At 50.9% G+C, this 19803-nt stretch carries 15 protein-coding genes, 1 pseudogene and 2 other annotated features; of the genes and pseudogenes, 7 read left to right on the top strand and 9 right to left on the bottom strand.

The window, feature by feature from the left end; genetic code table 11:
* Nucleotides 1-84 precede the first annotated feature (84 nt).
* From I2G61_RS09175 to I2G61_RS09155, 5 genes are all read right to left on the bottom strand, one after another.
* Nucleotides 85-651, bottom strand: a complete 567-nt coding sequence (locus I2G61_RS09175) for a hypothetical protein (protein WP_195548200.1) — start codon at nucleotides 649-651, stop codon at nucleotides 85-87.
* Between the two features lie 133 nt (nucleotides 652-784).
* Complete coding sequence (locus I2G61_RS09170) at nucleotides 785-1354, bottom strand: hypothetical protein (protein WP_195397240.1); 570 nt, start codon at nucleotides 1352-1354, stop codon at nucleotides 785-787.
* 165 nt (nucleotides 1355-1519) lie between these two features.
* Entirely contained in the window at nucleotides 1520-2806 is a 1287-nt protein-coding gene (locus I2G61_RS09165; protein WP_195548199.1) for an ABC transporter permease, read from the bottom strand.
* Entirely contained in the window at nucleotides 2793-3512 is a 720-nt protein-coding gene (locus I2G61_RS09160) for an ABC transporter ATP-binding protein (RefSeq protein ID WP_195548198.1), read from the bottom strand. The genes I2G61_RS09165 and I2G61_RS09160 overlap by 14 nt, the downstream gene beginning before the upstream one ends.
* Complete coding sequence (locus tag I2G61_RS09155) at nucleotides 3509-5179, bottom strand: efflux RND transporter periplasmic adaptor subunit (protein ID WP_195548197.1); 1671 nt, start codon at nucleotides 5177-5179, stop codon at nucleotides 3509-3511. Before I2G61_RS09155 ends, I2G61_RS09160 begins: the two co-directional genes overlap by 4 nt.
* Before the next feature lie 252 nt (nucleotides 5180-5431).
* Between I2G61_RS09155 and I2G61_RS09150 the strand changes: the two genes are divergently transcribed.
* Complete coding sequence (locus tag I2G61_RS09150; protein WP_195548196.1) at nucleotides 5432-7714, top strand: diguanylate cyclase domain-containing protein; 2283 nt, start codon at nucleotides 5432-5434, stop codon at nucleotides 7712-7714.
* 241 nt (nucleotides 7715-7955) lie between these two features.
* Here the strand turns inward: I2G61_RS09150 and I2G61_RS09145 are convergent, their stop codons facing one another.
* Nucleotides 7956-8984 (bottom strand): MerR family transcriptional regulator, encoded by a 1029-nt coding sequence (locus I2G61_RS09145; protein WP_195548195.1) that lies wholly within the window; start codon nucleotides 8982-8984, stop codon nucleotides 7956-7958.
* Between the two features lie 304 nt (nucleotides 8985-9288).
* Between I2G61_RS09145 and I2G61_RS09140 the strand changes: the two genes are divergently transcribed.
* The 3 genes and pseudogenes from I2G61_RS09140 (at nucleotide 9289) to I2G61_RS09125 (ending at nucleotide 13716) form a co-directional block, all read left to right on the top strand.
* On the top strand, nucleotides 9289-11103 hold the full coding sequence (locus tag I2G61_RS09140; protein ID WP_195397224.1) for an FAD-dependent oxidoreductase: 1815 nt from the start codon (nucleotides 9289-9291) through the stop codon (nucleotides 11101-11103).
* 229 nt (nucleotides 11104-11332) lie between these two features.
* Nucleotides 11333-12208 (top strand): annotated as a pseudogene (locus I2G61_RS09135) (DUF89 domain-containing protein).
* Nucleotides 12209-12303: 95 nt separating this feature from the next.
* The gene (locus I2G61_RS09125) at nucleotides 12304-13716 is read left to right on the top strand and encodes a S10 family peptidase (RefSeq protein ID WP_072685305.1); all 1413 of its coding nucleotides are present in this window, start codon (nucleotides 12304-12306) and stop codon (nucleotides 13714-13716) included.
* A 189-nt stretch (nucleotides 13717-13905) separates the two neighbouring features.
* Here the strand turns inward: I2G61_RS09125 and I2G61_RS09120 are convergent, their stop codons facing one another.
* Entirely contained in the window at nucleotides 13906-14466 is a 561-nt protein-coding gene (locus I2G61_RS09120) for a YdeI family protein (RefSeq protein ID WP_072685425.1), read from the bottom strand.
* 91 nt (nucleotides 14467-14557) lie between these two features.
* Entirely contained in the window at nucleotides 14558-14875 is a 318-nt protein-coding gene (locus I2G61_RS09115; RefSeq protein ID WP_072685304.1) for a hypothetical protein, read from the bottom strand.
* Nucleotides 14876-15061: 186 nt separating this feature from the next.
* Here I2G61_RS09115 and I2G61_RS09110 point away from each other — a divergent pair, with 186 nt between their 5' ends.
* Entirely contained in the window at nucleotides 15062-15502 is a 441-nt protein-coding gene (locus I2G61_RS09110) for a hypothetical protein (RefSeq protein ID WP_195397217.1), read from the top strand.
* Between the two features lie 141 nt (nucleotides 15503-15643).
* Here the strand turns inward: I2G61_RS09110 and metG are convergent, their stop codons facing one another.
* The gene (gene metG, locus I2G61_RS09105; RefSeq protein WP_195548194.1) at nucleotides 15644-17572 is read right to left on the bottom strand and encodes a methionine--tRNA ligase; all 1929 of its coding nucleotides are present in this window, start codon (nucleotides 17570-17572) and stop codon (nucleotides 15644-15646) included.
* Nucleotides 17573-17608: 36 nt separating this feature from the next.
* Nucleotides 17609-17817: a binding site (T-box leader), on the bottom strand.
* Between the two features lie 138 nt (nucleotides 17818-17955).
* Between metG and I2G61_RS09100 the strand changes: the two genes are divergently transcribed.
* Together I2G61_RS09100 and I2G61_RS09095 are read left to right on the top strand one after the other, a co-directional pair.
* Entirely contained in the window at nucleotides 17956-18744 is a 789-nt protein-coding gene (locus I2G61_RS09100; RefSeq protein ID WP_229056882.1) for a prepilin-type N-terminal cleavage/methylation domain-containing protein, read from the top strand.
* A gap of 104 nt (nucleotides 18745-18848) precedes the next feature.
* A complete protein-coding gene (locus I2G61_RS09095; protein WP_072685299.1) occupies nucleotides 18849-19241 on the top strand; it encodes a DUF1344 domain-containing protein in 393 nt (130 codons plus the stop codon).
* A gap of 214 nt (nucleotides 19242-19455) precedes the next feature.
* Nucleotides 19456-19664: a binding site (T-box leader), on the top strand.
* Nucleotides 19665-19803: the final 139 nt, after the last annotated feature.

Raw genomic sequence — 19803 nt, 5'->3', positions numbered from 1 at the left:
ATTGAATATCTATCTGTTGAAGATTATAGTTCCAGTCCTGGTTTCTGACAAGCCTTCTGCCTCACTTCACACAATCTCACAAATTCACTCCATTTTTTCCGGCAGATCTTCCAGCCGCACTTTCCGTTCGCCGAGCTTCTCCGAGAACAGGATTGCCGGATTCTGCGTTTTTAAAAACGCCATGACGGTCTGAGCGTCTTGATCGTGCTGCAGCTGGATCAAGGTTGTCCTGCGGCCCCGGGCATTGATCTGCAGCTGGCATGGGGCGTACAGCTTCTCCGACTTCCGCAGCGGCACCTGCGCGTAGCTGCACATTGTGATTTCATCATAAGTCCCCTGGACGCCCTGCCTGTTAAACCAGGATATCCAGCGGTCTTCGAGAAAGAACGTCGTATCGACCTGCCGGTAAAGCAGCCGCTGTGGTCCCCGCAGGCTTTGGGTAAAGCGCTTGACCTGCCCCAGCTCATGCACCGCCTGGATTAAGCGAACCGCCAGGGCCGCCAGAAAGACAACGATGAACAAGCTGACGTAAAGCGATTGACTGATCCAGGCCAGAATGGCCGCTGCAACCAACAAAAATAAATAGAACATCAGCGCCCAGCTGTGTTTTTTGACGACCTGTTTCTGTATGAGTTCCGTGATGTGTTTCATCACCATCACCTCCGTTATTTTCATTGTATCATATTTTTCTTATTTCTCGTATTCATTATTCTTTTCTTATACATATTCCGGAAAGTGTACAAAAAAAACCCGGAGGATTGTGAACATCCATTTCCCCCCGGTTTCATTCATATTCAGGCAGTTCCGCCAGCGTCAGCGGTTTGGCTGGGATTTCGTAATAGACGACGATCGCCGGATTCACGGTTTTGAGAAACCGCAGCACGTTCATACAATCGTCCTTGCGTTCCAGCGCGAGAACGGTATAGCGCTTGTCGCGGCAGTTGATCTGTAATTTCCAGCTGCGTTTCCGGCTGTCAAATTTCATCCGTGAATTTTCGTTGATCTGATTGAGATAACAGTTCTTGATCTGTTCGTAACGCACGCATAAGCCTTTTCCGCGGTACCAGGAAATCAGCTTGTTGGGCAGAAAAAACGTGTTATCCGCCTGCCTGCACAACGGCAGGGATTCGCTCAGATCGAGATCCCGGACAAAGCGTCTGGCGCGCACCTTCTGAACCCATGCTTCCAAGCCGGCCAGACCGTCGATGATCAGACTGGCAAAAAACAACAGCCACAGCGTTCCGCTGAAAAAGGAAATCGTCAGCGTCAACAAATTGAGCGTCAACGCGAAGCCCAGCTTCTCCCAGGGTTCCGCCATGGCCTTGCGAATTAAACCAGCTTCGATCCGCTTCATGATCGTCATCTCCTTTTTCTTTATTATAACAGGAAACAATAATCAGAGTTCTGGTCTTTCTGGTAAATTCACAATTCAATTCGGAAATTGGACAGTTCTTACATCTTTGCATTGCATTCAGACTTCATGAAATCCGCTATGATTCAATCGAACTGGATTTTCCAATTATTCATAGCGCAGCGCGTCGATCGGATCGAGCTTCGCCGCTTTGTTCGCCGGATAGTACCCGAAGAACACGCCGATCATCATACTGAAGCCGACCGCCAGGGCACAGGCCGCAGCCGACGGCTTGGCGGGATAGCCTAACAAATTCGCCGCGCCTGCGCCCATCGCCACGCCTAATAAAACACCTGACAGTCCCGCGATCATACAGATGATCATCGCTTCGATGATAAACTGGATCCGGATCGCCAGGTTCGGTGCGCCCAGCGCTTTGCGGGTGCCGATCTCACGGGTTCTCTCGGTGATGCTGACCAACATGATATTCATAACGCCGATCCCGCCGACCAACAGACTGATTGCCGCGATGCCTGCAATCGCAACCTTGACGGTATCCAGCATCTCGGTCATCGTTTCCAGCATTTCCTTCATGCTCGACGCGGAAATGGTATAAGAATCGTTATGCGTGTAAAAGCTGGTGAAGAACGCCTCGGTATCGCTGAGCAGCGTATCGACGTCCTCGCCTGCCGCGCCGACGACCGTGACGGACTGATAGCCCTGGCTGGCCTGAGTGATTTTCTTTGCCGTGGCAACCGGGACATACATCGAGGTCGAAAGGTTATCGCTATCCGAGAGCGCCGTCATCATGCTGCTGGAAGTGTCATAATGATAAATTCCGACGATATAGAACACCTGCACGCCGTTGTTGAGGCTGACCTCCAGCTTTTCGCCCATCGCCTTCTCAACGGAACCATACAGCTTTTCCGCCAGATAATCCGAGATGACGGCCGAGCGTTTAGTCTGCGTATTGTCCTTCTCATTGATAAACCGGCCGGTGATCATGTCCAGATCCTCGACAGTCAGGGCGTCGGGATTGACGCCGCTCACGCTGACGCTGCCGGACATCTCGGCCTGACTGATCGTACCGCTGCCGATATTCTCTGAGCAGGATAGCGCTGTGATCCGGCTGCCGAACAGCGAGCGGTATTCCGTAATCATCGCTTCCGAGATCAGATCTTCCTCATCGGGATTGCCTGGGCCGAACATCAACACCCGGCTTCCGCCATAGCTGTTGGAAGACGCGCTGCTTTTTTTCTGCAGCGATACGGTGATGTTGCTTGCGCCCATCCCCGACATACTGTCGGTAATCGAACCGGTCAAGGAGTCGCCGACGGTCATGATCGCGATAACGGCGCTGATGCCGATGATGATGCCCAGCATCGTTAACAGCGAGCGCATTTTATTCGCTTTCAGGCTGTACAGCGCCATCCGGATATTATCAAGCACGCCCATGGACGCCCGCTCCTTTCCGAACGTTGACGATCTGACCGTCGCGCAGCGTGATCACACGCTGGGTTTCCTCCGCCAGCTCGGGATTATGCGTGATCAGCACGATCGTTTTGTGCTGTTCCTCGTGCAGCTTGTGAAACAGATCCATGACGACCCGGCTGGTCGCCGTGTCCAACGCGCCGGTCGGTTCATCGGCCAGGATCAGTGAAGGATCGTTCGCCATCGCCCGGGCGATCGCCACCCGCTGCTTCTGGCCGCCGGAAAGCTCGTTGGGCTGGTGTTTTTTCCGCTCGCTCATCCCGACCAGATCGAGCAGCTCTGCCGCCCGTTGGGATCGCTCGCGGGCCGGCATCCCGGCGTACAGCATCGGCAGCTCGACATTTTTCAGCGCGCTCATCCGGCCGATCAAATTGAAGGTCTGAAAGACGAAGCCGATCTGGCGGTTGCGGATTTTTGCCAGTTCTTTATCCCCGGCCGTCTGGATATCGACGCCATTGAGCTTGTAGTGGCCTTCCGTCGGCCGGTCCAGCGCGCCCAGAATGTTCATCATCGTCGATTTGCCGCTGCCGCTTTCGCCGACGATCGCGACGAACTCGCCAGGTTCCACTTGCAGGTCGATGCCGTGCAGAATTTCAAGCTCGTTGGGCTTGCCAATGGAATACCGCTTGACGATGCCCTGCATCACGATAACAGGCTGAGCCGCACTCATCCGTTGCCTCCCCGGCCGCCTGGCGCTCCGCCGCCGTTTCCGCCCGATCCGCCGGCAGGCATCTGACCGGCAGGCATTTCTCCGGAAGGCATCGCCCCGCCCATGTCGATCTGCATGTCGCCGTTCATCTGAACCGGTTCGCTGCTTTCGCTGCCGCTCACCTGAGCTTGTTTTGGGTCTGCGCTGCTGCGCACCTCCATGCCCTCGCTCAGTTCAGCTGAGCTGATTTCCACATAATAGTCGTTTTCTTCCCCGGTAGTCACGACGACTTCTTTAAAGATGGCGTCACTGCCGGAGCCGGATTCCTTGACGAACACGATGGATTCTCCGGCGTCATTGGTGCCGATGGCGTCGATCGGAACGACGAAGACGTTATCCACGGTGGACTGGATAATCTCTACCGTGGCGTTGATGCCGACGTAGAGTCCGCTGTTTGACGTCGTGACCGTCACCTCGGCCGGGAATCCGCCGTTTTGCGAAGAAGCGGTTGGCGAGATTTGTGTCAGCGTCCCTTCGATTTCGCCTTCGGTGGCGTCCGTCGTAATCTTGGCGTTCATCCCCAATTCGACGTTTTGAATTTCATATTCCGGAATCGTCACCGTGATTTTCAGCGCGTCTGTGTCCTGAATCGTCGCGATCGTCGTGTTGTTGGTCGCCATTGATCCGACTGTGACGTTGATCGCTGTGACCTTGCCGGCGGTTTTAGCAGTCAGCGTGCAGTTTTCCTTCTTCTCATACAGATCGTTGAGCGTATCGCTGGAAGAAGCCTTTGTGACGGCTTCTTTGGCGTCCTCGACTTTCGTCTGCCAGCTGTCGCGGTTATTGCGGGCTGTATTCCAGGCGGTAAGCGCGGCGTTGTAGGCGCTTTGGGCTGTATTGTAAGCCGCAGCCAGAGAGTCGTAATTCATCGCCGATTGGGCGGATTTGAGATCCTGCTGAGCACTGTCGGCTTTCGCTTTCGCGTCGGCAGAGGTCTGCCTGGCCGTGTTGTATGCCGACCCGGCAGGGCAGGCTGTATCTTCCAGACCCGTGCAGGTCCCCTCGCTGATCGCGCTGTTCAACGTGGAAAGCGCCTGATTTTCAGCTTCCACCGCACTTTGATAAGCCGCCTGTGCCTGATCGACATTGGCCTGGAACGCATCGACAGAGCTGCGCGCGGATTCATACGCCGTCTTTGCGCTGTTCATTGCGCTTTCCTTCTCTGCCAGCGTGTTCCAGGCACTGTCTGCATCGCTTTGCGCCCAGGACAGATTTTCTTCTGCCGAAGTCAGTGAATCCTTCGCGTTGTCGATGTTCTCCTGTAAGCTTTCCAGTGTCTTCTCAATATTCTTGTCGATTTCCTCTGTATCCAGAACACAGATGATATCCCCGGCTTCCACCCAGTCTCCGACCTGAACCGGAATTGATTTGACCGCCAGCGATTGATTGGTTGTCACATTGGAGACCGACGCGCTTTCCACCGTGCCGGTCAGGCTGATCGAATTGTTCAGCGTCGTCTTTTTCAGCACCGTTGTTCGAATAAACGACGCCTGCGTTTTGTTTTTTCGGGTTGTCCCCTGACGGGAAAAATAAAAACCCCCCGCCCCAGCCAGACAAAGACCAATCGCCAGAATCAGTGTTTTCTTTTTAGTCCAATGCAGGGATTTCAGTGAGAATTGGAATTTCATTTCATCACGCTCGCTTTCCACACTCTAATAAGCATCGCTATTCTCCCATGGGAATGTGAATTGTTTTTGAATAGTTCATGATAGTAAACTGAATTTCCGGCGAAGCTTTGGCGAAGACCGCAGATTCCCTCGTTTTTGAGTTCTTTCGACAAAGATTGCATTTTAGCCTTTCCGCTCTTTTGCAAAGTTGGGAAATGGTGTACACTTAGGATAATGAACATATCGCTTAACGTTGAAGAAAGGATCGTCCACATGAACAATTCGGAATTCTCTGGCGAACCGCAGGTTTTTTCCCTCATTCAGGCGTTATTTGTCGACAACGACTGGAACTGTTTAGAATCGCTGCTGGATGAAAACGTCCAATGGCACGCCACAGAACCGCCGCAGGACTATGCCGGCCGCGAACAAGTCCGCAGCCATATTAAAAATCAGATGTCGCGGCATCACGAAACCTTAATCTGTACGACGCCGCCGATCAGTTCGGTTTTAAACGAACGGTACTGTTTGACCACCGTTAAGGCCCTGCTGCAGGGAGAAGAATGTCATTCGCTGATCCTGACGCTGATCCGCGACCAAATCCGCGGGAAATTCTGTTTCGTCCAGATCAGTCCGGCTCAGATCGCTTCCAGCGCTTATCAAAATCAGGAATTGTCGTTAACATTTCTGCCGGATCAGATGCCGGGCGGTATTTTTCACTGCTTGTTCGACGAACCGCTGACGCTCTTGCAGACCAGCGACAGCTTCCTGCAGCTGACCGGCTACACCCGGGAAGAAATCCGTTCTGAGCTGCACAACAGCTTCCGCGCCTTGATCGATCCGCGTGATTTTGAGAATACGCTCGCCGAGGTCCGCGAACAGCTGCGTCATGGCTGCGATAAGGAACTACAGTTTCGGCTGCTGCGCAAAAACGCCGAGCCGATCTGGGTTCTGGATAAAGGACGCTATCTTCAAGACGAATGGGGGCGGCAGTATTTCTGCTGCATTCTGGTCGACATCTCCGAATCCAAGCGAATTGCCGAGGAATTCCGATTAAGCCTGCAGCGTTATGAAATCATCATGAACCAGACGCAGGATATTATTTTTGAATGGAATATTCCAACGGATGAACTCACGTTCTCCGAGAACTGGAAGCAGTATCTGGGATATCCGCTGCAGTTGACGGTATCCGGACTGCTGGATGAAAAGAATACGAATTTTTATCCGGAACAGCGGCATTTATTCACTGATTTGTGCTGCCAGATCCGCGCCGGCCGAGCCTACATCGAAGATGAACTGCAGCTGCACAACGCCCAGCATCAGCCGGTCTGGTTCCGGATCCGCGTGACTACGCAGCTGGATGAAAATCAGAAACCCGTCAAGGCGATCGGTATTCTATCCAATATCGACGAAGAAAAACGACGGTCGCAAAGACTGCTGGAGAAAGCGCAGCGCGATCCGCTGACGCAATATTATAATAAGGAGACGGCGCAGACGTTAATTCAGGAATGGCTGACCACCCAGTCGACGCAGAATGCCTTAATGATCATTGATATCGACGACTTCAAAAGGGTCAACGATACGCTCGGCCATCTGTTCGGCGACGCCTTCTTAATCGAAGCGACGTCCCGGATTCGCCGGCTGTTTCGCAGCGAGGATATCCTCGGCCGGGTCGGCGGCGACGAATTTCTGGTTTTCATGAAAAATATTCCCTCCAAAGAACAGGTGGAAAAGAAGGCGCGGCAGATTATCGACGCCTTCCAGTCCATTGAACTGCGCAATCAGAAGATCCTGAAAGTATCCTGCAGCGTCGGCATCGCGATGACCTCGCCCGTCAATCCGGATTTCCATTACTGGTTCCACCGTGCCGATCAGGCGCTGTATTCGATGAAAAGCAAAGGCAAGAACCAGTTCGCTTTTTACAATCAGCTGGCTGATGAGAACGCGTTTTTCCCAATGGTGGAGGGCGCGTCGGCCGTCAATGCCCGGATCGATTCCAACACGAGCAAAACCGACGAGACGCCGCAGATCAGCGAATTCATTTTCAACAAGCTTTACAACGCGCAGGACCTGGAACGCTGCATTCAGGAAATTCTGGGGATCATCGGCCGGCATTTTGACGTCAGCCGCGTCTATATCTTTGAAAACAGCGACGACGATCAGTTCTGCACTAACACGTTCGAATGGTGCAATCAGGGCATTCCTGCGGAAAAAGAGAATCTCCAGCACATTTCCTATCAAGAAGACCTTGAAGGCCAATATCTGAAAAACTTCGATGAAAATGGAATTTTCTATTGTCAGGATATTCACACCCTGAACCCGGCGCAGATCCGCCTGCTGGAACCGCAGAAGATCAAATCCATGCTTCAATGTCTGATCAAGGACCGGGGCCGGCCGCGGGGCTACATCGGCTTTGATGAATGCCGGGAAAAGCGGCTGTGGGATCAGGTTCAGATCAACGTGCTGACCTATGTTGCGGAAATTCTCAGCGTCTTCCTGCTGAAGAAACGGGCGGAAGACCGGATTCAGCAGCTGGAATCCCGAATCAAAATAAAATAAAAAAAACTCCCGTGCCGCCGCTTCAAGGGCTGCGTCCCCGCCTGTCTGGTCAATCCGGAATTCCGGATCCATGGCAAGCGTGCAAAGGCAGGGAGTTTTTATTTTGGATAAGCCGTTATCCATTGAACAGTTATCCATTGAACAAACGTAAGGAGTAAGCGTAAAAAAGCCTGCTTTTAGAAGTCAGGCATCTTCAGTTTCCGCACAGAGTGACAGGAAAAAACAAAAGAACGATGAGGCACTAGCTTTCCAGCAGCCGGCGCTGCTGATCGAGCGGCAAAATCATATACAGGCCCATTTCAAACGTGTAAAAGCTGACCAGTCCCGGATACCCGTTGAGATCGAGCTTCCCGTCCAAAACCAGCAGCAGCCTCCGGTAGAGTTCCTGTTCCGTGCCTTCGAGCAGTTCATGGCGCACGCTGGCCGCCAGCCGCTGCATGTTTTTAGTATAAGTCAGATACTCGCAGTTATATTCGCCGATCAAATCGCCTAATGGCCCGTTGACAAAGCGAACCAGCGGCAGCGTGACTTTTTCATAGTTCATTTTCCAATACGCCTGATCCAGCGGATTTTCAGCCATCTTCCGCAGCTGATCAAGAACCTGTTGCTTCAACTTCGCAAACAACGCTTCATCCATCGTTAAGATGGCCCGGGCGGCATAATAGCGCAGACGTGCATCGTTTTCAATTTGTTCAAATTCCAGCGCATAAATAATCCGGGCGACATAACGCAGCGATCCTTTCAGATCCTGCTGCGCCTGCTCGGTAATCTTTCCCCACAGAAACAGCCTATATTCGCTTTTCGGCACGTTTAAAAACGAACTCCAGATAAAAATTGATATCATGCGGGCATCCTGATCCGGGCAGACCAGATCAAGCATCGACTGATCCGCCTCGCTGGGCGCCGTCGGCCGGCTGATCTGTTCCGTCAGATCGTTAACATTGTACTGCGGCGGCAGTTCCGTCAACAAGGAGGACAACGACCGGATCAGCCCCAGCTGCCGCAGCAGCTGCATGCGCAATCCGGCAAGCTGCTTATGCAGACAAAAATTCGTCATGCTTGGATGACTGATCAAATTCTCCACTTCACCCACGGGAATATTATATTGTCTTAGAAAAGCGATGATCCGCAGACTGTCGACATCCGCCTCGCTGAAATCCAGATAATTATTTTCCGTGCTGCGGCGGGGATGAATCAATCCCTGGTCAATATAAAAGTAGATCGCTTTTTTGGTCAGACCGGTCTGCCGGCAGACTTGTTGAATCCGCAAGGGAATCACCTCTTCTCTCTCTGAATCGTTATCCCGGTTCCTGCCGAAAACTGCCGGCTGGCGCAGTAATAGCGCATCGGATCCGAAATGGAGAATGGATCCGGAAATCAGACAACAAAACCATCCTCTTAGGGAACGGTTTTGTTCGGATTATTCTGTGAAAGCGCTGTAAATATTCACATAGTTGTCCTTTTTCTTCATTATACACTAATCTTTGACCGCATAAAAGTAGGGATTGACCTTCCTGCGACAGGACATTGTATAATCACTTTGCGAAAGCCTTAACAAAAAGGAGTGGAAAGAAATGAAGAAACAAGCAAGCAAGTTTGCGGCGCTGCTGATGTGCGGAGCGATGGTTCTGTCGTTAGCAGCCTGCGGCGACAGTGGTAAGAAAACCGAACCAACCCCGGACGCAGCCGCCAAACAGACCTACACAGCCGGCACCTACACGGCAGCCGCGCCCGGCATGAAGGGCGACGTCACCGTGGAAGTGACAGTCAGCGAAGACGCGATTACAGACATCGTCGTCAAAGATCATCAGGAAACCTACGGAATCGGCTACGGCCTGGAAACTTCCCCGGTTGAAGTTCTGCCGATGCAGATTGTTGAAACTCAGTCGTTAGGCGTCGACAACATCACCGGCGCCACGATCACCACCGCGGCGATCAAAACGGCAGTGGCCAGCGCTGTGACCGAAGCGGGCGGCGATGCGGAAGCATTGAAAAACGTTCCGGTTGAGAAGACAGCTGAAGATGTCACACTCGATGCAGACGTTGTCATCGCGGGCGCCGGCGCAGCCGGTCTGGCGGCCGGTATCGAAGCTTCCCGAGCCGGCGCGAAAGTCGTCATTCTGGAAAAGCAGGGCGTTACCGGCGGCGCGACGACGCGCAGCGGCGGCAAGCTTCTGGCAGCCGGCACTGAATGGCAGAAGAAACAGGGATATGAAGACACCCCGGATCAGTTGCTTGAATACATGAAAACCATGGCCGGCGCCGATCAGCTGGATGAAGCAATGGTCAAGGCATTCTGCGACAATTCGGTTGAAAACATGACGTGGCTGGAAGACATGGGCGTGATGATCTACGACGTGGAAGCCATCCATCAGTCGCTGACGCCGTGGCGCGTTCATAACACGACCAATGCGGCAGGCCATCATGGCGGCGGCATGACCGACGGCTTCGGCGGCAACATCACAGTGCCGATGACGGAAGAATATCTGAAAAACAACGGTGAGATTTTCTACGGCACCACCGCTGATACCATCCTGAAGGATGCGGACGGAGCGATTATCGGCTTAAGCGGAACCAAAGCTGACGGCAGCAAGGTGACGGTCAATGCCAAAAACGTCATCATCGCTACCGGCGGATATGCCAGCAATCGTGAAATGACAAGCCGGTATGCCGCTTCGATCGGTGATAAATATGCAACAGGCGTTCCGGCCGGCAACCTCGGCGACGGCTTGAAGCTGGGCGAACAGGTCAACGCCAAGATTTTTGACGCTCCGGAAATTCAGACAGTTTACCTGAACTACTATTCCGGCGTCGGCATCAACGAAGAAGCAGGTCTGATCCTCAATGGCAACGGCGAACGGGTTGCCAACGAATATACCTATATGTATCATGTCGCGGACGCGATCTTCAAATCGGGAACGGATCACGGCTGGTACATCGCCAGCGCGAACGAAACTGCGCCGACTGTCCAGTATGCGCTGACGCTGGATTCCACGCTGAAAGCTTCCTCACTGGAAGAACTGGCAGGTTTAATGGGCGTTGACGCCAAGGTTCTGACGGATCAGGTTACCCGTTACAACGAGCTGTGCGCCAAGGGTGTTGACGAAGACTTCGGCAAGCCGGCGGAAAAGATGATCCCGATCGAGGGTGACACTTACTATGCCTTGTCGATGAATCCAAGCGTTACCGTCAGCTTCGGCGGATTGACAACGGACATCAACGCTCAGGTTCTGGATACGGAAAACAATCCGATCCCGGGTCTGTATGCGGCAGGCGAAGTTGCCTTCACCGGACTGTTCGGCGACGAATATCCGTGCTGCGGCATGGCCATCGGCGGCGCTGTCTACTATGGACGGATCGCAGGTCAGCTGGCTGCGGCTAACAAATAATCCAACGTTTAAAAGTATTCAAAGTGGCATGTGTCCGGCGGATTTCCCCCGGACCTGCCGCTTTTTTATGGCGTCAGTCCATGACGTCCACCTGATGTCATGGCAGGTAGTTCAGGCTGACTCGATTAACGCGTCAGTCTGTCAGCTGACAGTCCGGGGTTGCCTCTTCCAATCTGGTTCCGGTATACTCAAACCAGAATCTGACAAAAAAAACGAAAGAAGGTAAATCATGAAAATCCAGGAAGCATGTCTGCCCTGTCTGGTATCGCTGGGCGTCCGCTGCGCCGCCCTGATCCCCGCCGCTTCCCGTCCCGCTTTCTACCGCGATTTTTTCCACACGCTCGCCAACGTTGATTTTGATCAGCCCGCGCCTTTGGCCATTGGCCTGCTTTACCGCCTGATCAAGCAAAAAGCAAAAACCGGGGATCCCTACGCTTCACTTCGAAAACAGGTCAACACACAGGTGGCGGCAGAAATCCCGGCGCTGATCAGGCGAATCCGCTCGGCAGCCGATCCGTTTGCGGAAGCACTGCGGCTGGCTGCGCTGGCCAACAGTTTCGATTTTAATCCGCTTCATCAGCCAGATTTCACGCAGATGCTTCAGGATTTCCAACATGTCCTTCTGAGTTCCTCTTCACCCTTTAAGGAAACGGACACTTTCCGGCAGGATCTGATCCGGGCGCAGACCGTTTTGGTGTTGGGCGATAATTTCGGTGAAGTGATGATCGACAGGCTGCTTCTGGAACAGATCCGTATTTTGAATCCGAAACTACAGCTTTATTATGCCGTGCGCGGTTGTCCGGTTGTCAACGATGTGATCGCTGCCGATGCTCGGCAGGCTGGAATCGAACGATGAGCAACAATAATAAGCAGCGGCGACGATACGCCCGGCACGCTGATTGCGCGGACTGGCGCAGAATTCCAGACCGTTTACCGTCAGGCCGACGTCCTGATAAGCAAAGGTCAGGCCAACTTCGAATGCCTGATCGATCAGCCGGATAAAAACCGTTACTTCCTGTTAAAAGTCAAATGTGCCGTTCTCGCGGAACGCACCGGGCTGCCCTCAGGCACACTCGCCTGCATCCACGCTCCCGTTCAGTTATAGCGCACGTTCGCTCTGAACCGACTTCCCTGCTTGTCATCCGCTTCCGCCGTGGTGTATACTAAAAATTAAGCAATCAGAAAGTGGGGGAGAAATCCATGAGAATTGAAGAATGTCTTGAAAAGTCCCGTTTTGAATCGCAAGGCTCGGTCGTTTTGAACGGTCAGACGATCCCATACCGCACCGTCAGCGAAGATAATTTCTTTGTCGATGAGGAAGGGCAGCCGACCGCAACGATCTTTTCTTACGCGTATTTCCGCAGCGATGTTGCGAATCCGGCAACCCGTCCGGTTTTGTTCGCCTATAACGGCGGTCCGGGGTGCTCCAGTTTATGGGTCCACGCCGGACTGTTTGGTCCGCGGCGCATCAAGCTGGAAGATGAGCTGCATCTGCCGACCGTGCCGCCCTTTGAGCTGGAAGACAATCCGCATTGTCTGTTGGATCTGTGCGACATCGTTCTGGTCGATCCGGTGGGCACCGGCTTCGGACGCCTGATTCAGGAAAAAGCGCGCGCTGAATTCTATGACGCGGATGGCGACGTGAAGGCAATGGCGATGTTCATCGAACAATGGCTGACCCGTTACAACCGGCGCAACAGCCCGATCCTGTTAGCGGGCGAGAGCTATGGCACCGGCCGTTCGGCTTTGTTAGCGGCGGAGCTGATGGGCGCGGGGCCGGTCAAACCGGATACGCTGGGGCTGTCCGTCAGCGGCATCATGCTTTTGGGCAGCACGTTCTTTGAAGCCAATCCGGCAGAACCGTCTGCCGTGAATCTGATCACGATGGCGGCAACAAATCACTATCATCATCCGGAAGGCAAACCGGATCGGGATGCTTTTATCGCTCAGGCCTTCGATTTCGCCAAAACAGAATACCTGAGCGCCTTGTTTCAGGGCGACGCGCTGCCGGAAGCAAAACAGGCGGCCATCGCGGAAAAACTGACGTATTTCACCGGCATTGAAACCGAGTTCTGGATTCGCCATCATCTGCGGATTGATATGCAGAAGGAATTTGCGCATCTGTTGTTAAAGGATCAGGGACTGGCCGTCGGTTTCTATGACGGCCGCTATACCTGGAAAGACGATCCGGCGATCCGGGATGCCAACGTCATTGCGGATGATCCGGCGATGGGCCAGTACACGCCTGCCTTCCAGACCGCTTTCGCGCTGATCTGCAAGGAGCTGAACATCAGTTTCAACCGCAGCAGTAAGGGACTGGTCTTCGACGTCAACGAAACGTGGCAGCGAAAGTCGAAATCCTCGCCGGCTCAGGCATTAGCCGGAGCGATGCGGCGTAATCCGAAGCTGCGCGTCTTCTTTGCCAGCGGTTTGTACGATCTCTGCACGACGGCCGGCAACGCCCGTTATCTGGCAACACATTCTCATTTAGATCCAAGCCGGGTTGTGATCGGTGAATATCCGTCGGGTCACATGGCCTATCTGGGAGAAGAAAGCGCGAAACTGCTCGGAGCGGATATGCGGGCATTTTTCACTCAGGCGATTGGAAAATAAATAGTCAATTTTGATTCCTTCATCAACCGGTCAATTCGTTTTAAAGTCTTGCGAAAGACTGGCGTTCTTTTGACGCCAGTCTTTATTTAATACCGATCCGCCGGTTCTTTATAGTCCATGAGAAAACGCTGCCATTAAATCATTGAATCTGACAGCGTTTTTTCCTGCTTGTTTAATTTTACTTCTCTCTCACATCGGTTTTAAGTTCTTGTTCAGCCGGTCAACGATCCAGGCGATGCGCTTAACCCGCCCGGCTTCGGTTATAGGATCCAGGAAAGCGCGGGTATATGTTTTTTTAACCGACATGGACATCGCCTGGAAGTTGGAATAGGCTTGGGGATAAGCTTCCAAAACGGCGGAAAGCGACGCAATTTGTTCCTCGGTGACCGCCGCCGGTTTCGGCGCGTCCCATTGTCCGTTCGCTTTGGCTTCCGCAATCTTTTTCCGACCTGAATCAGTCATCCGGCCTTGTTCTTCCAGCATTTGAACAAGCTGCTTGTTTTTTTCCGACCACTTACTCTTCCCGCGGCGCTGCGAAAAGTATTTGCGATACGTTTTATCGTCAAGACTCTGCATCTGACCGTCAATCCAGCCGAAACAAAGCGCTTCTTCCAGCGCTTCGCCCGCTTTAATCGTTTTCGGCCCGCCTGCCTTGCCCAACACCAGCCAGATGCCTTCCTCAGATAAGCAATGGTCTTCCAGCCATGCCCTGAATTCTCCGCGCGTGGCGAATTGAAGTGTGTCGTTCATTTTCTGATCCTCCATTTCCAGCTTTTCATCAAGCGGACATCAGCGCTGTCCCTGCCGCGCGTTTTCTTCTTTTTTGAATCTGATTGAAAGTTCAATATTCCTGCGATGAAACGGAAACCTGACAGAATTCAAAATATTTTTTAACCGCTGTTTTTAAGGAAGCCAACCCGTTGTACCAGTCTGATCCGGCCTTGAAGTTTAAGGAACAGCGCAGCGGACGATGTTTCTGCCAGTCTTCCGTTGTATACGTTAGTTGATCCAGCAGGGAAGCACCCCCGTCTTTTCTGAATTCCAGATCAAGACTGACGTCCAGATTCTTTTCCACCCGCCGGCAGCGCTTGATATAGTTCTGAACGACAGCTTCGGAAACCAATGTCCGCAGCCATTTTGCATAATCGTCAATCCGCATGAGTTGATCCTCCCTCTCTCTGTTGGTTTGATTATATCATGGAAGTTCGCCGCCGGCTTATGATAATATAAAGTCAGAAGTCCTGTCTGACGGTCGCTCGTTAAACGCGGCTGCAAAGGTTCTGGATGCAAAGTCAGCTGACCGGCAGGATATTTACAAGAATTCACTTCGTCAAGGAGGACAAAAATGAAAAAAAGTATCGGCCTGAGTCTGAGTTTCATTCTCTTGTTTCTTGGATTTTGCGGCTTTAAAATCAAAACGACGGTTTCTTTAGAAATGCTCATTGCCAATTCCAGGATAATCAGCCTGACTTATTGTGAAATCATAACCAGCGATACAGCGTGCGAGCCGATTGAAATCACGGAGGAAGATACAATCAGGGAGCTCAGTCTGCTTTTTCAAAAAGATCGTTTTACCCGTACTCTCTTCTTTTCTCAGAAAACCGCTCATGAAATCCCCGTAAGAACAGGAAAATTGTTTCTCAGCGATGGAAATCAGACCTGGAATCTTGAGATCTACGGCGATCATACTCTTCGCCTTAACTATCAGGCTTATTCGACAGGATGGTTCAGCAATTCGACGGATTCCCTGCTTGATCGGATCGAACAGATTTACACGCAGTATTGAAAAACGGAAATTCGCAAAATTTTTTACAGGTGATAAAATCAACGTCATCACTGGCGATCACCATCAAAAAAACGCAGCGTGAGAGAACTCTCTCATTCTGCGTTTTCTTTTTTCTTTATTCCAGCAAGGAATTCCTGAGACTTAGCGAACCGTGCTGCCGACCGGCAGCTTTTCAACGGAGAGCACCTCGATCTGATCCTCGCCCATTCCGGCTAAAATCATACCCTGCGACTCGACGCCTCTTAACTTGGCCGACGCCAAGTTGGTAATGACGACGACTTTCTTACCGATCATCTGTTCCGGCTTATAGCTGCCCGCGATCCCGCTGACAATCTGCCGCGGCTTTTCTTCACCGATGTCAATCTGAGACACCAACAGCTTATCCGCCTTCGGATGCTTTTCGCAGGACAGAACCTGTCCGACCTTCATTTCAATCTTCGCAAAGTCGTCGATCGTGATCTGCGGCTTCACCGGCTCCGCTGGTTTTACCGGCGCTTTCTTCGGCTGTTCCGCTTCGATCTTTTCCAGCATTTCCTTTTCGTCAATCCGCGCAAACAGAATCTGCGGCTTCGGCGTTACGTGAATCCCATCTTCCAGCTGACCGAAAGTCAGCACGGAATCATAGCTGCGCTGCTGCGTATTGAGCTGATCGAGAATGGCTTTCGACGTTTCCGGCAAATAACTTTCCAACAGAACGGCCGCAATCCGGATGCTTTCCAGCAGGTTATACAATACGGTAGCCAGACGATCTTTCTTCGTTTCATCCTTGCCCAGCGCCCACGGCATTGTTTCGTCAATATATTTATTGCTTCGGCGCAGCAGAGCGAAAATCTCGTCGATCGCATCCGCAACCCGCAGCTCGTCCATCTTTTTCTGAACATTCGCCGGCGTCGCTTTAGCCAAGGCGATCAGTTCGTCATCAATCGGATCGCTGACGTTTGCGTTATGGACTAACCCGCCGAAATACTTATTGGTCATCGACAGCGTGCGGTTGACCAGATTACCGAGGATATTCGCCAGATCGGAATTGATCCGCTCGATCATTAATTCATAGGTGACCGTGCCATCCTGGGCAAACGGCATTTCATGAAGCATGATGTAGCGCACGGCGTCGACGCCGAAGTAACGAACCAGATCGTCCGCATAGATCACGTTGCCCTTGGACTTGGACATCTTGCCCTCGCCCACTAACAGCCATGGATGACCGAACACCTGCTTCGGCAGCGGCAGATCCAGCGCCATCAGCATGATCGGCCAGTAGATCGTGTGAAAACGCAGAATATCTTTGCCGATCAGATGAACATCCGCCGGCCAGTAATGCTTAAACTTTTCGCCATGATTGCCATCGCAGTCATAACCCAGACCGGTGATGTAGTTGGTCAGCGCGTCGATCCAGACATAGACGACATGCTTCGGATCAAAGTCGACCGGCACGCCCCAGGTAAAGGATGTCCGGGAAACGCAGAGATCCTGTAAACCCGGCTTGATAAAGTTGTTGATCATTTCGTTTTTGCGGGATTCCGGCTGAATGAATTCCGGGTGGTCTTCGATATGCTTCAGCAGGCGATCCGCATATTTGCTCATCCGGAAGAAATAGGCTTCTTCCTTCGCTTTTTCAACTGGCGCACCGCAATCCGGACATTTCCCATCGACGATCTGGCTTTCGGTAAAGAATGATTCGCAAGGCTTGCAATACCAGCCCTCGTATTCTGATTTGTAGATATCGCCCTGATCATACAGTTTCTTAAAGATCTTCTGAACCTGCCGCTCATGATCCGGATCGGTTGTCCGCATAAATTTATCGTAGGACGTATTCATCAGATCCCAGATTTCCTTGATCTGCCCTGCGACCTGATCGACAAACTGCTGCGGCGCTACGCCTGCGGCTTTGGCTTTGTCTTCGATCTTCTGACCGTGTTCATCGGTTCCGGTCTGGAAGAAAACATCGTATCCCAACATTCTCTTATACCGGGCAATGCTGTCGGCCAGAACAATTTCATAGGTATTGCCGATGTGCGGCTTGCCCGACGTGTAGGCTATCGCCGTTGTAATGTAATATTTTTCGCTCATGATAATTCCTCCTTTTTGATAATAAAAAAACGTCCCTGAAAGGACGCTGATTTCGCGCGGTACCACCTTACTTCATATCTTTTCGATATGCGCTTGCTTCTTAACGCGAAGTCACGTCTTATCCTACGCTGTTCGGATAATCAGTTCCAAGACCATGTTCGCTTCTGTTTTCTGTCCTGCTTTCACCGACTCAGGCTCTCTGATTCAGAAAATGGAGAAGCTACTCTTCTTTTCTCTACCTTTACGTTCTTAATTATAGTCACAGAAACTGCCGATGTAAAGCCTTAATCTCGTCTGTCAACGCTTTTTTCTTACGATTGTTTCACTGGTTCTCAATCGCTAAAGCATGATATAATGGTTATCAAAGAGGGATGTGTATAATTATGCAAAAACAAAAGAAGCGCGGTTTCACATTAATCGAGTTAATCGTCGTCGTTGCGATCCTGGTTGCTTTGTTACTCATATTGGTTCCAAGACTCACAGGCTTTACGTCCACTGCGGCTGAAGTCCAGTGTCAGCAGACACGGCAGAAAGTCATGGAAATGTACAATGCTTACCAGATCAAAGGTGAACCGGTGTCGATTGGGGATTTATTAAAGAACAAAGATGATGAATATTTTATTTCCACACCGAAATGCGCGTCGGGAGGAAAATTGACCGCAATCGAAATTAAAGGTGTCGTTACCTTAATCAAATGTTCAAAACATGGCAGCATTGCCAGCGATAATCTGGATTACACGCCGAAAGGAATTCAACAAACGATGATTTCCATCATGCAGGAATTTGTAAAAGATTCAGATCTCATGAAAGAATGTATTGGTTATATGAATAACGATCAAATACGTAAGTTTATGAAAAATGAAATTTATGGAGGGGACTGGCCTTCTTTGGAAAAGGGAGTCGTTGAAACAGCGAAATTGCCATCAGGGGACTATAAGATCCAAATCTGTTTCAATCATAAAAGCTCCTATAATAATCCTACCATGGACAATGCGATCATCTATGCTTCCACAATTCAAGAAGGAAATTGGAATACACGTCTTATTTATAATCCTGATAATAATAAATGGTATACCGGGTCTAATAATATTCAAGTAATGAACAGTACTTGGGATGATATTTGGACTCAAATGCAGGCTAATAATTGGAAGCCTGTCGAATACAGCGAATAAAATTATGACAAATTCATGACATTTCCTGCTTCCTTCAATTTTTTCCTTTTTCAATTTCTCTAATCTTATAGTATCACCCAAAAGGATACATGGAGGATAAAGAAATGAAAAAGATAGTGATGATCATCTTAGCCGCAGGTCTGTTATTCGGGGCTGCCGCTTGCCAATCCAAGGAAGACAAAACAACGCCGACACCGGAAGCAACGTCCAGTATGCCGGAGGCAACGCCGGCGGATAAGCCGGAAACCACAGAACCGACAATGGCTCCCGAAGCGAAACAAGGTGAAGAAAAAACCATCACCGGAAAAATCAGCGATATCAAAAATGTCATGTTTATTCTGGATGATGGAAAAGACGCCTATGTTTTCCCGATTGATGAAAATTTCAAAATGGAGGGTATCAAAGATGGTGATCAGGTAACAGTCACCTACACAGGCGAACTCAGCGTCACCGGCGATACTGAATTTACTACCGTCAAAGTTGAAAAAGCAAACTGATCCGAAGAACTTTACTTACGAACAGATGAGGATGAACTACTCCTCATTTTTCTTTGTCTGCTTTTAGAAATTTGATAGTCAGCAAAACGAGACCGGAATAAAATAAAGAGTATGAATTTCTCTTTCTTTTCCGCATGAAAAATATTTCTTATTTTATGAAAATATAATCATTCTAGCATTGACATCTTTTCATTTCTCGTTTAAACTAAGAACCATAAAATCAATGAACAGAAAAAGTAATTGGAAAAATCCATCAGCGAGCTGATACAGAGTGGAAGGTCAGCGGCACGTGTTCCAATGAAAACGCATCTGGGAGATGACTTTCTGAATTCAGTAGGAAAATCCGAATATCCGCGTTAAGGATTTGAGGAGGCCGGAATAAACCGGCAATTAGAGTGGCACCGCGAATCCATCGTCTCTAGCATAGGCTGGGGACGATTTTTATTTTCCCTCAGGATTCTGGAAAGGAGTGATGTTGATGATTCCCGCTGTAAACATATCAATTCATAAACAGAAATCAGAAATCCAACATTCCAGGAAACGTTATCGACGATGTTTCTGC

This window comes from Holdemania sp. 1001095H_141210_F2 (assembly GCF_015558105.1).
In the GTDB taxonomy this organism is placed as follows: Bacteria; Bacillota_I; Bacilli_A; order Erysipelotrichales; family Erysipelotrichaceae; genus Holdemania.
Note: the sequence above shows the minus strand (reverse complement) of the source record. Positions and strands in the feature narration are given on the sequence as shown.

Coding starts and splice junctions, on each gene's coding strand:
- I2G61_RS09175 (WP_195548200.1), bottom strand. CDS start 651: ATGAAACACATCACGGAACTCATACAGAAACAGGTCGTCAAAAAACAC.
- I2G61_RS09170 (WP_195397240.1), bottom strand. CDS start 1,354: ATGAAGCGGATCGAAGCTGGTTTAATTCGCAAGGCCATGGCGGAACCC.
- I2G61_RS09165 (WP_195548199.1), bottom strand. CDS start 2,806: ATGGGCGTGCTTGATAATATCCGGATGGCGCTGTACAGCCTGAAAGCG.
- I2G61_RS09160 (WP_195548198.1), bottom strand. CDS start 3,512: ATGAGTGCGGCTCAGCCTGTTATCGTGATGCAGGGCATCGTCAAGCGG.
- I2G61_RS09155 (WP_195548197.1), bottom strand. CDS start 5,179: ATGAAATTCCAATTCTCACTGAAATCCCTGCATTGGACTAAAAAGAAA.
- I2G61_RS09150 (WP_195548196.1), top strand. CDS start 5,432: ATGAACAATTCGGAATTCTCTGGCGAACCGCAGGTTTTTTCCCTCATT.
- I2G61_RS09140 (WP_195397224.1), top strand. CDS start 9,289: ATGAAGAAACAAGCAAGCAAGTTTGCGGCGCTGCTGATGTGCGGAGCG.
- I2G61_RS09125 (WP_072685305.1), top strand. CDS start 12,304: ATGAGAATTGAAGAATGTCTTGAAAAGTCCCGTTTTGAATCGCAAGGC.
- I2G61_RS09120 (WP_072685425.1), bottom strand. CDS start 14,466: ATGAACGACACACTTCAATTCGCCACGCGCGGAGAATTCAGGGCATGG.
- I2G61_RS09115 (WP_072685304.1), bottom strand. CDS start 14,875: ATGCGGATTGACGATTATGCAAAATGGCTGCGGACATTGGTTTCCGAA.
- I2G61_RS09110 (WP_195397217.1), top strand. CDS start 15,062: ATGAAAAAAAGTATCGGCCTGAGTCTGAGTTTCATTCTCTTGTTTCTT.
- metG (WP_195548194.1), bottom strand. CDS start 17,572: ATGAGCGAAAAATATTACATTACAACGGCGATAGCCTACACGTCGGGC.
- I2G61_RS09100 (WP_229056882.1), top strand. CDS start 17,956: ATGCAAAAACAAAAGAAGCGCGGTTTCACATTAATCGAGTTAATCGTC.
- I2G61_RS09095 (WP_072685299.1), top strand. CDS start 18,849: ATGAAAAAGATAGTGATGATCATCTTAGCCGCAGGTCTGTTATTCGGG.